Origin of the sequence: Formosa sp. L2A11 (assembly GCF_009796865.1) — a bacterium.
Lineage (GTDB): Bacteria > Bacteroidota > Bacteroidia > Flavobacteriales > Flavobacteriaceae > Formosa.
The window spans coordinates 581,861-597,271 of record NZ_CP047028.1; the positions used below are offsets into that span (position 1 = coordinate 581,861).

A 15,411-nucleotide genomic window follows, 5' to 3' on the forward strand; every position below is an offset into this window, starting at 1 on the left:
GAATAGATTACTCCTCTTTTTTATAGACATGAGGATTTTCTACAATTCCTTTTTTGAATATTTTTCTGATATTCATTCTTAAAAACGAATCTATTTTTAAAACCTGATTTCTTAGTTTCTGTTCTGGTCGCCCTCTAAATGTAGTGACGTGAAACGTATCTGTGGTTTGAAGTGGTTTATCTGAAAAATAGTAATTAGACACACATTGCCGTGAAGCATCTGCAGTAACCGGACTTACAGAATGCCACGAAGATTGATGTGTTGCCATAACAGCAAGTCTGTTAAATTTTGAATGCACAACTATTTGCTGTTCATCAAGTCCGTTTGGCCAAAGTTCTAAATGTCCTCCATTTTCATCTTTCCAATCTGGAGCTACATAATACAGTAAATTTAAAACACGCCAGCGGCTTCTATCTTTATCGTGAGAATTATCTAAATGCGGATTTAAAAACTGACCATTTTGCATGGAAGAAATACCACCTGCATATAATTTTTCGTCTGGATATAAATCCTTAATATCACAAATTTCACAAATCAATTTTACAATAGCATCTTCCTGAAACGCATAAATGGCATCCTCTAAAATGGGACTATACTTATTCATCTGGGCCGCCACATGTTTATATTCACGTAGGCTTTTTTTAAGCACCATGTCTTCTGCCGAAGGAAAATGATTATGTATTTCTTCTGCAATTTCAACAGGTAAAACATCGTCTATATAAAAATATCCTATTTCATGTTTTGTTTTAGCAAACTGAAGCTTTAAAGACTCCTTTTCTGCTATTAATCTGTCAAGAATTAGCTTAGACAAACTGCTTCTATCTATAGAATATTTACTCATTTTAATTCAATTTAATCATCTAAAAAAAATACAATTCAACTAATCTAAAGCGGATTTGCATTAAACGTATCGCCTTGAGAGATATCTCCAGACTCAAATCCTTTTTTAAACCAACGCATACGTTGTGCAGACGTACCATGTGTAAAAGAATCTGGAACTACACGTCCAGTTGCTTCTTTTTGTAAACGATCGTCTCCAATAGCATTCGCAGCATTTAAAGCCTCTTCTAAATCTCCGCTTTCCATCATCTGGGTCATGGCTTGAGAATGATATGCCCAAACTCCAGCAAAGAAATCGGCTTGAAGCTCTACACGTACAGAATATTTATTATACTCTGTTTCGCTTAACTGCGCCCTTAATTGATTCATTTTATCTGAAATTCCCATAATTTTCTGAATATGATGCCCAACTTCATGTGCAATTACATAGGCTTGAGCAAAATCTCCAGGTGCATTCATCTGGCGTTCCATATCATCAAAAAAACTAAGGTCTAAATATAATTTTTCATCACCAGGGCAATAAAAAGGTCCCGTAGCACTAGATGCAGTACCACAAGCAGAAGTTACAGATCCTGTAAAAAGTACAAGTGTTGGCTCGCGATAATTGGTTAATAATGAATTCCAAACATCTTCTGTACTGGCAAGAATTGTTTTACTAAATTCTGCAAGCTCCTGATCTTTGGCTGTCGCTTGATATGTTGAAGATTCTGTTTGAATTTGTCCGCCGCCTAAAAACTGACTCACTAAATTAAGTGGATTATATCCCGTAACTACAGATAACAAAATTACAATTCCAGCGACAATTAGTCCTTTTTTGGTGAATAACATTTTCACTAAAGGAATTAATAACATCGGACTAATGCCTCCAAAACCACTTCCCGATCCTGAGCTACTTTGCCCTCTTCTATCCTCTACGTTAGAACTTTGTCTTCTGCCTTGCCATTTCATAATTGCACCTAATATTTAATTAGTCAAATGTAACCTACTCTGTTTAAACCTACAATTTAAATTTAGAATTGGTTATCCACAAAATGTAGACTTACTTAAGTTTAGATTTTTAAAAGACACGAACCGCTCCTTAAACTTAACTTAAGGACTCTATTTAACAGTACCTATAGGCATAAGTGTTCTTCCATAAATTTCGTTTAACAAGGTTGCTACGCCTGCATAAATTGCAGAAGCACCACAAATAACACCTTCTATTCCTGTAATGGTTTTAATGGTTTCATTTCCTGTATAATCGCCTAAAGCCAACAAGAAAAACAACACGGCCAAACTTGCAAAAACAAATTGTAATGCTTTATTAATTTTTAAAGTCCCTATAAAAAGTAAAGCCGTAAAAATGCCCCACATAATTAAATATGCAACCATTCCGCCTACAGATGGCCCTTCGAACAGATTCATTTTAGGCATTAAAATTAATCCCACAAGTGTCATCCAGAAAAATCCATAAGAAATAAAAGCAGTCATTCCAAAGCTATTATTCTTTTTAGATTCTAAAATGCCTGCTACAATTTGTGCTGCTCCGCCATAAAAAAATCCCATTGCTAGAATCATAGAATTCATGTCGTAAAATCCGGCGTTGTGTAGATTTAATAATACGGTTGTCATTCCAAAAGCCAAAAGCCCCAAAGGACCTGGATTTGCTGAACTATCTTTAATTGTTACTGTACTTTCTTCCATGGGTTAGTTTGTTTTAGTATTAATTCTATTCTCAAATTTTATCAATTCACCTTTAAATAGCGCTATAATTTAATAATACCTAGATATAAATTATATATTTTAAAGATAATCTCAAAAAATATGCTTAAAAATTACGAAATTTACACATACATTGTTATGAATTATAGTTTTTTTGTAATTAAAAAAACATATCTTCTAAAAAATATTACGAATACAATACAAAACATAAATATTTTAGATTGTAATGGTCTTGATTTTTCTCTTGTAGAAACGTCTTTAAAAGAAAATTATATGAAAGAAAAACTAATATCATTATTAAATTTCACTTCTAAATATTGTGGTATAATTAATTATTAATTCAGAACTAAAAACATTCATTCTTTAAAGTCAATTAATCCCTATAACATGAAACTATTCAAATCAAAGTCAGCATTAATCATAGCCGTATTACTACTAACACAACTATCGTATTCTCAAGTTTACAAAGATCAATTTGCACACACATTTTCTATTGTAGCACGAGATGTAAAAACAGGAGAAATGGCCGTTGGTGTACAGAGTCATTGGTTTAATGTAGGCAGTATTGTGGCTTGGGGAAAATCTGGAGTTGGTGTGGTTGCCACACAATCGTTTGTTAATCCTTCTTATGGACCAGAAGGATTAGAATTAATACAAAACGGAACAACTGCTAAAGCGGCTTTAAAAACTTTAGTTGAAAAAGATGAAGGTCGAGATTTTAGACAAGTAGCGATGTTAGATGTTAATGGAAATGTAGATGCATTTACGGGAGCTAATTGTGTAGAATCTGCACATCAAATTATAGGTGATAATTTTTCTGTTCAGGCAAATATGATGTTAAACGACAATGTCGTACCTGCCATGGAAAAGGCTTTTAAGACAAATAGTAATTTACCTTTAGCAGAACGTGTTATTAAAGTTTTACAAGCTGCACAGGCTGCTGGAGGAGATATTCGTGGCAGACAATCGGCTGCACTTATTGTTGTTGGCCCTGAATTGATAGAAAACTCTTGGGAAGATAAATTAGTAGACTTAAATGTTGAAGATAGCGACGAACCTATAGAAGAATTAGACCGCTTACTAAAGCTACATAATGCTTATAATTTTATGAATGAAGGCGATTTGGCTGTAGAGCATGGCGATATGGATAAAGCAATGAAAGCTTATGGAACTGCACAAAGTATGTTTCCTAAAAATTTAGAAATGAAATACTGGACAGCAATTGCAATGGCTAATTCAGGACAGTTAGATGAAGCGTTACCTATATTTAAATCTATTTTTGAAAAAGATAACAACTGGAGAACCATGACAAAACGTTTAACAAAACCAGGGCTTTTAACCGTTTCGGAAACAGATTTAAATCGTATTTTAAATCTCTAAACTCTATTTTACTAATAAAATAAAAGCCTCCGTTATTATAATAATAACGGAGGCTTTTTATATTTAAAAGAAATCTTGCATAGAAAATTTTCTATTTTTTAAATTTAAGAACACCTTCTTTTAACCAGTTTTTATATAATGTAGCATCTGGAAGATAAGCCACAGGCTCTACTAATTTTTCTTCGTCATGATCTATAATCACATAAAAAGGTTGCGAATTAGATTTGTACTTAATGGTTTGCATCTCACTCCATTTTTGCCCAATGTATTTCAGTTTTTTTCCCGGTTTTAATTGAGAATCTACAACATCTCCTTCTGCTAACGGTCGTTTATCATCTACATATAAAGAGATTAAAACCACATCGTTTTTCAAGATGCTTAAAACACTTGGTTCTGGCCAAACGTTTTGTTCCATCTTTCTACAATTTACACAAGCCCAACCTGTAAAATCTAGCATAATAGGCTTTCCTACTTTTTTAGCATAAGCAACACCTTTATCATAATCGTTAAATGCCATAATATCGTGTGGCGCTAATAAATGTGCACCTTCAGGTAACTCGCCATGAGTATCTGTACTTGCAAAGCCTCCTACTTTAGAAAAACCAACACCATAAGGAGATTCGCTATATTCTTGTGGTGGCGGGAATGCACTAATAATGTTTAAAGGTGCGCCCCAAAGTCCAGGAATCATATAAATTGTAAAGGATAACACGATAAGACCTAAACTTAATCTTCCTACAGAAATATGAGGCAAAGGAGAATCGTGTGGTAATTGTATTTTTCCGAATAAATAAAATACTAATGTTCCAAACACAGCAATCCAAATCGCAATAAACACTTCTCGTTCTAAAATATGAAGTTGCAGTACTAAATCTGCATTCGATAAAAATTTAAAAGCTAAAGCCAGTTCTAAAAATCCTAAAACAACTTTTACTGTATTTAACCAACCTCCAGATTTTGGTAAAGAATTTAACCAACCCGGAAATGCTGCAAACAATGCAAATGGTAAAGCAATAGCTAACGAAAATCCGAACATTCCAATAATTGGAGCAATTCCTCCTTTAGAAGCAGATTCTACTAAAAGTGTGCCTACAATAGGTCCTGTACAAGAAAAAGAGACTATTGCTAAAGCTAAAGCCATAAAGAAAATCCCTACTAAACCACCACGATCGGCTTGAGAATCTACTTTATTTGCCCAAGAATTTGGCAATACAATTTCGAAAGCACCTAAAAAAGAGACTGCAAATACAACTAATAAGATAAAGAAAATAACGTTAAACCATACATTTGTAGACAATGCATTTAAAGCACTTGCACCAAAAATTCCAGTTACCGCACTTCCTAACAATACATAAATAACTATAATACTAACCCCGTAAATAATCGCATTTTTAATTCCAGCAGCTTTGTTTTTACTTTGCTTGGTAAAGAAGCTCACCGTCATAGGAATCATAGGGAACACGCATGGCGTTAACAAGGCTGCAAACCCTGATAAGAATGCGATAAAAAAGATAGACCAAAGTCCTTTATTAGTTGCCGATGATTCTTCTTTTTCAATATGTTTTTCTGAAATTTTTACTGGTGTTTCTTTTGCATTTCCTGCAACAGCTGTTGTTGTACTGGCTGATGTTACCGCATTATTTTCTTCTAAAATAAATTCTAATTCAACTTCTGTTGGCGGCATACATTGCGTATCATCACAAACCATGTATTCTACAAAGCCTTCAACCTTATTTATTGCAGAAGATACTTTTATAAGTTGCTCAAATTGTGCTTGACCTTCAAAAAACTTAATCTGCATTTCGAAAACAGGATCGAATATGGTACGTCCTTTTCCTTCTAAAGTATTACCTTCTAAAGAAAATGTTTCTTCAGAATTATCGTAAATAAAGGTTGTTGGAATTGGGCCGTTTTCGGGTACAAATTGCGCGTATAAATGCCAACTTGTATCTATGTCTGCAGTTGAAATTAACTTATATTCTGTATCTGATATTTTTTCTACGGAAGTAGACCATTTTACGGGGTCTAAAATTTGAGAAAACCCAGATAGACTTATTGTAAATAAAAGGGCAAAAAGAATATGCTTCATAGCAAATGAAAATTATATGGGATTGATTTATTATTCTTAAAATAATTAGTTTTAGTTTTTCAACATCTTACAAATATACGTTGCCTATTAAAAAATCATTCAATTCTTAGAAAACTATTAACGTAAATCTATAAAACCAGTCCGAATTAATAGAAAATTATTTAGTATAAAATTAAAATAGCTCTTAAAACACTTCTATACTGTCGTAATTAAATCAGGTTTACTTTCAATTAATCTATAAAATTTCCCTAAAATTTTATAGCTTTCAATATGCAACGGTAAACACTTCTTAAGACTACGTTTTCTGTGCTTTTCTAAAAGCCTTAATTGTTGTTCCCTTGTGTCTTTTATAAAATTTATTGATATGACTTTCGTCTATAAAACCAAATTCGTCTACCAATTCTGTAATCCTTTTATCACTATATGTTAATCTATGCTCAATAAGTTTTATTTTATAATTAGCCAGATAGTTTTTATAGTTTTCACCAGATTGATGTTTAAAATAGCTGCTAAAATAATTTGGAGAAATACCAAAAGCTTCACTAACCACCTGAGTTCTTAATAATACAGGGTTATATATATTATGTTCGACATAGGTCAGGATACTCTCAAATTTATTATCTACCTTTTCTGTAAATCCGTGTGGTTTTTTCTCAGAAATATTTCGCGCAGCAATTACGGTTAAAGCATTAATGTAATGCAAGTTTAAATCTTGATGGTATAATTTTTTTTCTTCTAAACTTATAATTAAGGAATCTGCAAGATGTTTAATAAGTACTTTATCTGAACTATTAGTAATTATAGTACCAGAAATCTGACTAGAAGAAAATAGCAACTCCTCGAGATAATCTATGGTTTTCCATCTGTAATCCCTAACATAAGATAAATGCACTTTCATTATTAAAAACTCAGTTTCTCCATTTAACTCAAAATAATTTTCCTTATCCGGAGTTAAAAGCACCAAATAATCTTCTTGAAAAGGAATAGAATTGCCACTGTAATTATGAACGCCGTTTCCTGAAATAACATAAACAAACTGAAAAAAGTTTAAATATTTTTTCACTTCCCATTTCTCTGTTTTAAGATAATAGGCTTCTACCGCTTCATATTTCGGATCTTTAATCATAATTGAAAAGTACAGTTTTATAAAAGAAATATACCTATTTAGCACTGATTTTTGTCTCTAAATTTGCCAGAAGTTAAAGCGTTGTTCTATAAGCTTAAAAAAATCTTCAGAAAAAATAGAAAGATAATAAACTGAACAGCGGAACAAAACGTAAGATTAAACAACATTAAATTAACCTGAATAATACGCACAAATCGTATATTAAACTTCGAAATAATACATTATATGAAATCATCTGAACTAAAAAGCATCATACAAGGCATTCCTAAAACAGAATTACACTTACATATTGAAGGAAGTTTTGAGCCAGAATTAATGTTCGAAATAGCAAAAAGAAACAACATTACTTTAGATTATGACTCTGTTGAATCTCTAAAGAAAGCATACAAATTTAATAACCTTCAAGAATTTTTAGATATTTATTACTTAGGTGCAAAGGTATTGCTTCATGAACAAGATTTTTTCGATTTAACGTGGGCATACTTAACAAAAGTACACAGCCAGAACGTCGTGCATGTTGAAGTATTTTTCGATCCGCAAACACATACAGACAGAGGCGTTCCTTTTGATGTTGTTATAAACGGAATTAAAAGAGCCCTTGAAAAAGGTAAAGATGAATTAAACATCTCTTACAAGCTTATCATGTCTTATTTACGCCATTTAAGCGAAGAAGATGCGTTTAAAACATTAGAGGAAGCTATTCCTTTTAAACATTGGATTGATGGTGTTGGCTTAGATTCTTCTGAAGTTGGAAACCCACCAAGTAAATTTATTAATGTCTTTGAAGCTTCTGCTAAACACGGCTTTAAATTGGTCGCACATGCTGGAGAAGAAGGTCCTGTAGAATATATCTGGGAAGCTCTAGACCATTTAAAAATAGACAGAATAGATCACGGAAACCGTTGTTTGGATGATGATAAATTGGTGCAAAAATTAATTAAAGACAAGATAGCTTTAACCTTATGCCCATTGAGTAATCTAGAACTTAAAGTGATCCAGAAATTAGAAGATCATAATATTGCAGAGATACTAGATAGAGGTATTATGGCAACAATTAATTCTGACGATCCTGCCTATTTTGGAGGATATATGAATGAGAATTATTATGAAACAGCTAAAGTCTTAAATTTAAATACAAATCAATTAAAGCAATTAGCCATTAATGGTTTTGAAGCCAGTTGGTTGAGTCCTGAAGATAAAGAAAAACATATATTAACAGTAAAAAACTATTTTAGTTCTCTAAACTAATTAATAAAATACATTATGAATTTTAGGGAGTTGTTTAAAATCATTGCTGATAATATATCCAACTCCCCTCAATTCGGCTATTAAACAAAACATCTGTTTTAAGTCACTCAATTCGGGTTTACTTTTTTCTTTTAAATTGTAATGTACAATAGCTTAGTTTACTCCTATTTTAATAGTTGAAGACATACTATTTGATCCATTTCCAACATAAATAATATAATCTCCTTTTTCTAGATTCCAATCAGCAATTGTTTCATCGTAAAAGGCCAAATCGTTTGGATGTATTATGATAGAAAAGTCTTTATTAGCTCCGCTTTCAATATTAATTTTCTGAAATCCTTTCAACTCTTTTAAAGCCCGTTTAACTTTAGATTCTGGTTTACCTACATAAACTTGCACAACTTCTTTACCATCTACATTTCCTGTATTAGAAACCTTTCCTGACACTATAATCTCATCAGTTTTAGCATACTTTTTTTTATCGGTTTTTACATTGCTAATTTTAAACGAGGTATAAGACAGTCCTTCACCAAAGGCAAATTGAGGTTCAATTTTTTTAGTATCGTGCCAGCGGTAACCCACTAATATATCTTCTTTATAGTATTGGTTTATACTATCTCCCGGATAAGAAAGTTCGCCAAAAGCATGAGCTGCATTATCTTCTAACTTTTTAGGAAAAGAAAACGGTAATTTACCCGACGGATTTACATCTCCACTAACAACATCTGCAATAGCATGTCCAGCTTCACTACCTAAATACCAAGCCTGCATAAGCCCTTTTACTTTTGGTAACCACGGCATTTCTACAGCATTACCACTAATTAAAATAACACCAAGGTTAGAATTCACTTTTAAAATGCTATTTAACAGCTCATTTTGATTGAAAGGCAATCCATAACTTTGTCTATCTGCTCCTTCACAATCTTGAAAATGATTTTTATTTAAACCACCAACAAACAAAACAACATCTGCTTTTGAAGCAGCTTCAATTGCTTCTTGTTCAAGTTTTTTTGCATCTAAATCTGAAGGAATTACACGCCCGTATGCAGAAGGACCAGATGCATAACCTAACGCATGAATTATAGTCGCGTTTTTAAAACGAGCTTTAATGCCTTGAAGCGGACTTATCTCTGATTTTGCTTTTAATTCTGAAGAGCCCCCACCAAGCGTCATACTTTTGGTAGCATTTTCACCTATAACAGCTATTGTTAATTTTTTACTTGGACTGATAGGGAAAAAATTATTGTCGTTTTTTAATAACACAATACCTTCTGTAGCGACTTCTCTTGCTACATCTAAATGTTCTATATTATTTATACGTCCAAATGATTTATTTGGATTCATACTTGTTCTAAGCATTAAACGCAAAATCCGTTTAACTTTATCATTTAAATAGTCTTCACTAACTTCTTTGTTTTTTAAAAGTTTTAAAAACGGATTAGCTAAATAATAACTATCGTAAGCATTTTTTGTACTTGTTGTTAAACCATTGGTTCCTGTTCCCATTTCAATATCTAAACCATTAAAAATGGCTTCTTTTGTATTGTGAGCACCTCCCCAATCTGTAATTACAGCGCCATCAAATTGCCAATCTTCTTTTAAAATTTTATTGAGAAGTAATTGATTATGACAACAATATTGTCCTCTAAATTGATTGTATGCTCCCATAATAGACCATACATTTCCTTTTTCAACGGCAGCTTTAAAAGCAGGTAAATAAATCTCATATAAAGCGCGATCACTCACTTCAACATTTATATGATCTCTCCATAATTCTTGATTATTTAAAGCAAAATGTTTTACACAAGCAGCGACTCCATTTTCTTGTACACCCTGAATATATGGCACTACCATTATTGAGGCTAAATACGGATCTTCTCCCATGTACTCAAAATTTCTACCGTTTAAAGGCGTCCGGTAAATATTTACTCCAGGACCTAGCAACACATCTTTTTTTCGGTAACGCGCTTCTTCTCCAACGTTAATACCATAATCTTTAGATAGCTTTGGATTAAATGTTGCCGCTAAACATGTTAATGCAGGGAATGCAGTGATAGAATCATTTGTCCAATTTGCATACTCCCAATTATCCCAATTAAGTTCACTTCTTACACCATGCGGACCATCGGACATCCATAATTCAGGAATCCCTATACGTTCTACACCAGGCGTACTAAATTTAGATTGCGCATGGCACATGGCCACTTTTTCTTCTAATGTTAATAAGGTTATAATACTATCTATTTTTATTTCTATGTTTTCATCACTTACTTTCTGAGCATTTAGCATCGTTATACTGCAAAAGATTACAAAGACACTTAAGAGAATATTTTTTTTAATACAACACATATCATTAATGATTTGATTCTTAAAAAGAAGACAAAAGGCAGTATTACCAATAGAATACCGCCCTTTCTCCAAACAAAACTAATTACTAACTTTTTTATTAATATCCAGGGTTTTGATCTTCTTGATTAATTAACGTATTTCTACTTATTTCATTAGATGGAATAGGGAAAACTTCATTTTTAGAGGTGTAACCTAAACTTGACAATTCACTTTCTGCTAATCCCCAACGTACTAAATCCCAAAAACGTTGTCCTTCAAAAGCTAATTCTAATTCTCTTTCCTTTACAATAGCATCAAAAAGAGCTGTTCCAGTAGCTGTAACATCGGGAAGGTTAGCTCTGTTTCTAACTTTATTTAATTCTATTAAAGCTTTAGAGTCTTCATTATTTTTATGATAAGATTCAGCAGCCATTAATAATACGTCTGCATATCTTAAAAGTCTCCAATTAATACCGAAATTCAACTCCGTTGTTGGTCCAGCAGTATCTTCAGGTCTTGTAGTATATTTTAATCTCAAATAACCTTCATAGTCATGAATTCCTGTATCTGGAGGATAAACATTACCACCTGCGGCTATTAAATCTGCTTCCGATATTAATGTAGCATTCTTACGAGTAACGTCGCCTGCTTCTTCAAATGCTGTACCTATTTTAGATGTAGGTAAATTGAATCCCCATCCGTTAGCTACTCCAATAGCCGCAACATCAAAAATGCCGTCTCTAGGTCCCATTAATTCTGCATGAATATTACTTTCTGGACGCCCTCCCCAAGGGAAATCGTCCCAGCTATAAGCCTCTGTACTTACATATGTTAATTCTATTAAAGACTCCATACCGTTTTCAGAACTAGAGCTCCATACGTCCGCAAAATTTGGTTCCAAATCAAAAGCTTGAGATGAAATCACTTTTTCAAATTCATTAGCCGCTAAATCATATTTTTCTTGAAATAAATAAACTTTACCTAATACAGCTTCGGCAGCTTCTTTTGAAATTCTGAAAGGTTGTGCTATGGCATATCTTTCTGGTAAGCCATTAATAGCATCAGCTAAATCGTTTTCGATCTGTGCATAAACTTCACTTTTAGTAGATCTAGCTAATGCAAATTCATCAATAGATGTTGGTGTTGAAATTCTTAAAGGTACTCCACCATATAGAGTGACTAATTCTAAATAGCTATACGCTCGTAAAAATTTAGCTTCAGCAATAAATTTATCTTTTGTAGTTAGTTCAGAAATTTCTAATTTTTCAATTAAGACATTTGCTAAACCTATTGTTTTATAATACCCTTCCCAAACACCTGTAATTACTGGATTATCGGCAACATACTCAAAATCATCAAGTTGTTGTAATGCGGGTTGATCTCCGATAGTACTTCCTGCATTTGCAATATCTCCTGGTAATATTTTTATAAAGAAGGCACTATTCCAGTCTCTATTATAATTCCATGCCATAAGGTCGTAAATACCATATATTACAGATTCTGCCTCTGCATCGGTAGATAAAAAATCGACTTCATTAACCTTCCCTATAGGTTCTACTTCAGTAAAATCACTGCTACAAGAGCTGTAATTAAAAAGGATTAGTATACCTAGTATTATTATTTTTATATACGTTTTCATTTTTTAATAATTTAAATTAAGATTATAGATTTACAGATAAACCGAAAATTATTTTCCCTGGTATTGGGTACACACCTCGATCTATACCTTGACCTGAATTATTCGTGCTTCCAGCTTCAGGATCTAAGCCTTTGTAATTTGTGATCGTAAAATAGTCTTCAACTGATAAGGATAAACGTAAGCGATCTATTTTTAATTTTTCTAATATCATAGAAGGCAGTGAATATCCTAATTGAATTTGTTTAATTCTCATGTAAGATCCATCTCCAACCATTAAATCACTTCTGTATAAAAAGTCACTACTAACATCTGCTTTAGGGTAAGAGGCATTGCTACCTACTCCAGTCCATCTATCATTATATAAAAATGAAGGTTTATTAGAATATGGTCTATCTGTTCTGTTCCATAGCATATATATTTCATTACCGTGTACACCTTGGAAATTTAAATTGAAATCCCAACTTTTATATCCCAAATTAATTTGGCCACCGTACAAAAGATCCGGGTGAGGATCACCAATATTTGTAATATCATTAGCTGTAATGTCTCCACTACCATCTACATCTACAATAATAACTTCTCCTGTTGCATCATCTATACCGTTGGTTTTATAACCTCTGTAATACCAAATAGGTTCGCCTTCTTCAAAACGTGTTGTATCAAAACCTCTAACATTCACACCGTCTATTGGAGAATCTACAGCTAAATCTGTAACTTCATTTTTAAGTGTCGATAAATTTAAGTTTACACCATAAGAAAAATCACCTACGCTATTATTGTAACCCAATTCGAATTCCCAACCTTTATTAGATACGGTACCTCCATTAAAACTACCAAAATTACGACCTACAGACAATGGTATTAAACCATTACCACTTACAATTAAGTCTTTTGTTTTTTTATCGTAATAATCGGTTGTAAACGTAAGTTTTCCATCAAAAGCTCTTAAATCTATACCTAAATCTAATTGTTCAGATGTTTCCCAAGTTAAGTCTGGGTTTGGAAGATCATCGGCCTCGTAACCAGATAAGAACCCACCATTACCATCTGGTATTTTAATACCTTCACTGGTGTAGAATTGTAAATCTTCATTTCCATATAAATTTTGATCGCTACCTACTTGCCCCCAACTTGCACGAAATTTCATATAATTTATTTTAGAATCTTCACTCCAAAAATTTTCATTAGACATGACCCAACCTGCAGATATTGAAGGAAAATAAGCGCCTTTGTTTGCATCTGAAAATGCACTCGACTCATCGTAACGTAAGGTTCCTTCTAAAAGGTATCTATCATCGTAAGAATAAGAGAATCGTCCAAATACTGATCTTTTCTTTCTTTCTACATAACTACCTCCTGTTTTATCCAAATCGTCATCTTGAGAAAAATCGTGATATGCATAATTATCACCTTCTTTAGGCATAGGCCCAGAGAATAGATCGAAATTAGGAGATTGATATTTCTCTGCAGTTGTACCTAATAATATGGTATAGTTGTGTTTTTTATAATCGTTGGTATATGTTGCAAAATTCTCCCATAACCAAGAACTCGTTTTAGTAATATTATCATCAATGGTTGCAAGTGTATTTTGTCTTTCTGCTGAAACGTAATATATAGGGTTCCAGTTATGCTCGATAGAATAGCTTACATCTATACCTAATCTTGAAGTTAATACTAAACCTTCAAAAGGCGTTACATTTGCGAAAAATGTACCTAATATTTTATCTGTTTTAATATTTCTATTCTGAATAGTTAACATCGCTACAGGGTTTGCAATTTCTCCTGTAACATACTCTGGTAAACCATAATAATCACCATTTTTATCTGATAGGATGGTATAACCGTTATCCACCAAATCGGTTACTTTAGTTGGAACGCCATTTGTATAAGTAACGGGTGTTAAAGGATCCATTAATAACGCATTGTTTAAAATACTTCTGTATTCATCATCTTCACTAATCACATCTCTACTTGTATTAGAATATGAAAGATTATTACCAACTTCTAACCAGTCGTTAATTTTATGCTTAGAGTTTAATCTGGCAGTATAACGTTTGAAATTTGCGCGATCACCTCCTACAATACCGTCTTGATTGGTATAAGAACCTGAAAGTAAATAACTAGATTTTTCTGTGCCTCCTGCAAAACTTAAGTGATGCTTTTCTACCCAAGCCGTTTCAAACACCTCATCTAACCAATTTGTATTAACTCCATTTGATTGAATGTTTTGAACACCTGCTTCATTTAAGTACGTTCTGTATTGCGATTCATCCATTAGTTTTATTTGCGTACGCTCTGACTGAAAACCAAATTGTGAATTGTAAGATAATACTGGTTTATCGTAATTATTACCAGATTTTGTGGTTATAAGAACAACTCCGTTAGCCCCTTCTGTACCATAAATTGCTGATGATGCTGCATCTTTTAAAATTTCTATAGATTGAACATCTCCACTATCAATGTTATCAATACTACTTGTTTTCATACCATCTACAATATAAATAGGATCTGAGTTTCCGTTCGAACCTGTACCTCTAATTCTTATTTTTGATGCAGATCCTGGAGACCCCGAATTACTTAAAACGGAGATACCAGATACTTTTCCTTGCATAGCTTGTTCTACACGTGTGGATCCGTTGTTTTGAATATCATCTGCTTTTATACTAGAAATAGCCCCGGTTACCAAGCTTTTCTTTTGAGTACCATATCCTACAACAATAACTTCATCTAATAGACTGGTATCTTCGGCTAAAGTAATGTTAATGATGGTCTGGTTATTTACCATCACTTCTTTTGCTGCGTAACCGACATAACTGACTTTAAGTATAGCGTCGGTAGCTAATCCTTCTAAGGTAAATTTACCATCAAAATCTGTGGTTGTACCATTGTTCGTTCCCTTTACAAGAATTGATGCACCTGGCAATGGCCCATTTACATCAGATACTGTTCCTGTAATTTTTTGCGCTTGCACATAGGTGCAGAAAGAAAAAAAGAAAAGAAAAAAAATATTTCTTAGAATTAGAATTTTCATAAATATTTAGTTTGGTTAGTGTTAATAAT

General features: G+C 32.9%; 10 protein-coding genes. 2 read left to right on the top strand and 8 right to left on the bottom strand.

What is annotated here, in order from left to right:
- Window positions 1-7: 7 nt before the first annotated feature.
- The 3 genes from GQR95_RS02670 to GQR95_RS02680 all read right to left on the bottom strand — a co-directional run bounded on the left by GQR95_RS02670 (window position 8) and on the right by GQR95_RS02680 (window position 2,523).
- Window positions 8-841, bottom strand: a complete 834-nt coding sequence (locus GQR95_RS02670) for a 2OG-Fe(II) oxygenase (protein WP_199269635.1) — start codon at window positions 839-841, stop codon at window positions 8-10.
- A 44-nt stretch (window positions 842-885) separates the two neighbouring features.
- Window positions 886-1,788, bottom strand: a complete 903-nt coding sequence (locus tag GQR95_RS02675; protein ID WP_159021677.1) for a neutral zinc metallopeptidase — start codon at window positions 1,786-1,788, stop codon at window positions 886-888.
- A 150-nt stretch (window positions 1,789-1,938) separates the two neighbouring features.
- Window positions 1,939-2,523, bottom strand: a complete 585-nt coding sequence (locus GQR95_RS02680; protein ID WP_159021678.1) for a GPR1/FUN34/YaaH family transporter — start codon at window positions 2,521-2,523, stop codon at window positions 1,939-1,941.
- Window positions 2,524-2,928: 405 nt separating this feature from the next.
- On the opposite strand from GQR95_RS02680, the gene GQR95_RS02685 reads away from it, so the two are divergent.
- The gene (locus tag GQR95_RS02685) at window positions 2,929-3,921 is read left to right on the top strand and encodes a DUF1028 domain-containing protein (RefSeq protein WP_159021679.1); all 993 of its coding nucleotides are present in this window, start codon (window positions 2,929-2,931) and stop codon (window positions 3,919-3,921) included.
- A gap of 91 nt (window positions 3,922-4,012) precedes the next feature.
- Here GQR95_RS02685 and GQR95_RS02690 read toward each other — a convergent pair whose 3' ends face one another.
- The gene (locus GQR95_RS02690) at window positions 4,013-6,010 is read right to left on the bottom strand and encodes a protein-disulfide reductase DsbD (RefSeq protein ID WP_159021680.1); all 1,998 of its coding nucleotides are present in this window, start codon (window positions 6,008-6,010) and stop codon (window positions 4,013-4,015) included.
- 295 nt (window positions 6,011-6,305) lie between these two features.
- Window positions 6,306-7,136, bottom strand: a complete 831-nt coding sequence (locus GQR95_RS02695; RefSeq protein ID WP_159021681.1) for an AraC family transcriptional regulator — start codon at window positions 7,134-7,136, stop codon at window positions 6,306-6,308.
- 225 nt (window positions 7,137-7,361) lie between these two features.
- Between GQR95_RS02695 and GQR95_RS02700 the strand changes: the two genes are divergently transcribed.
- A complete protein-coding gene (locus GQR95_RS02700; RefSeq protein WP_159021682.1) occupies window positions 7,362-8,384 on the top strand; it encodes an adenosine deaminase in 1,023 nt (340 codons plus the stop codon).
- A 153-nt stretch (window positions 8,385-8,537) separates the two neighbouring features.
- Here GQR95_RS02700 and GQR95_RS02705 read toward each other — a convergent pair whose 3' ends face one another.
- The 3 genes from GQR95_RS02705 to GQR95_RS02715 all read right to left on the bottom strand — a co-directional run bounded on the left by GQR95_RS02705 (window position 8,538) and on the right by GQR95_RS02715 (window position 15,382).
- Window positions 8,538-10,673 carry a glycoside hydrolase family 3 protein gene (locus GQR95_RS02705; RefSeq protein ID WP_233265987.1) on the bottom strand — a complete coding sequence of 712 codons (2,136 nt, stop codon included), beginning with the start codon at window positions 10,671-10,673 and terminating at the stop codon, window positions 8,538-8,540.
- Window positions 10,674-10,830: 157 nt separating this feature from the next.
- Window positions 10,831-12,351: a RagB/SusD family nutrient uptake outer membrane protein gene (locus GQR95_RS02710; RefSeq protein ID WP_159021684.1), complete on the bottom strand. Its 1,521-nt coding sequence runs from the start codon at window positions 12,349-12,351 to the stop codon at window positions 10,831-10,833.
- A 22-nt stretch (window positions 12,352-12,373) separates the two neighbouring features.
- On the bottom strand, window positions 12,374-15,382 hold the full coding sequence (locus GQR95_RS02715) for a TonB-dependent receptor (RefSeq protein ID WP_159021685.1): 3,009 nt from the start codon (window positions 15,380-15,382) through the stop codon (window positions 12,374-12,376).
- Window positions 15,383-15,411 lie beyond the last annotated feature (29 nt).

Excerpts from the sequence above, each read along its gene's own strand:
- GQR95_RS02670 (WP_199269635.1), bottom strand. The coding sequence starts at position 841 with ATGAGTAAATATTCTATAGATAGAAGCAGTTTGTCTAAGCTAATTCTT.
- GQR95_RS02675 (WP_159021677.1), bottom strand. The coding sequence starts at position 1,788 with ATGAAATGGCAAGGCAGAAGACAAAGTTCTAACGTAGAGGATAGAAGA.
- GQR95_RS02680 (WP_159021678.1), bottom strand. The coding sequence starts at position 2,523 with ATGGAAGAAAGTACAGTAACAATTAAAGATAGTTCAGCAAATCCAGGT.
- GQR95_RS02685 (WP_159021679.1), top strand. The coding sequence starts at position 2,929 with ATGAAACTATTCAAATCAAAGTCAGCATTAATCATAGCCGTATTACTA.
- GQR95_RS02690 (WP_159021680.1), bottom strand. The coding sequence starts at position 6,010 with ATGAAGCATATTCTTTTTGCCCTTTTATTTACAATAAGTCTATCTGGG.
- GQR95_RS02695 (WP_159021681.1), bottom strand. The coding sequence starts at position 7,136 with ATGATTAAAGATCCGAAATATGAAGCGGTAGAAGCCTATTATCTTAAA.
- GQR95_RS02700 (WP_159021682.1), top strand. The coding sequence starts at position 7,362 with ATGAAATCATCTGAACTAAAAAGCATCATACAAGGCATTCCTAAAACA.
- GQR95_RS02705 (WP_233265987.1), bottom strand. The coding sequence starts at position 10,673 with ATGCTAAATGCTCAGAAAGTAAGTGATGAAAACATAGAAATAAAAATA.
- GQR95_RS02710 (WP_159021684.1), bottom strand. The coding sequence starts at position 12,351 with ATGAAAACGTATATAAAAATAATAATACTAGGTATACTAATCCTTTTT.
- GQR95_RS02715 (WP_159021685.1), bottom strand. The coding sequence starts at position 15,382 with ATGAAAATTCTAATTCTAAGAAATATTTTTTTTCTTTTCTTTTTTTCT.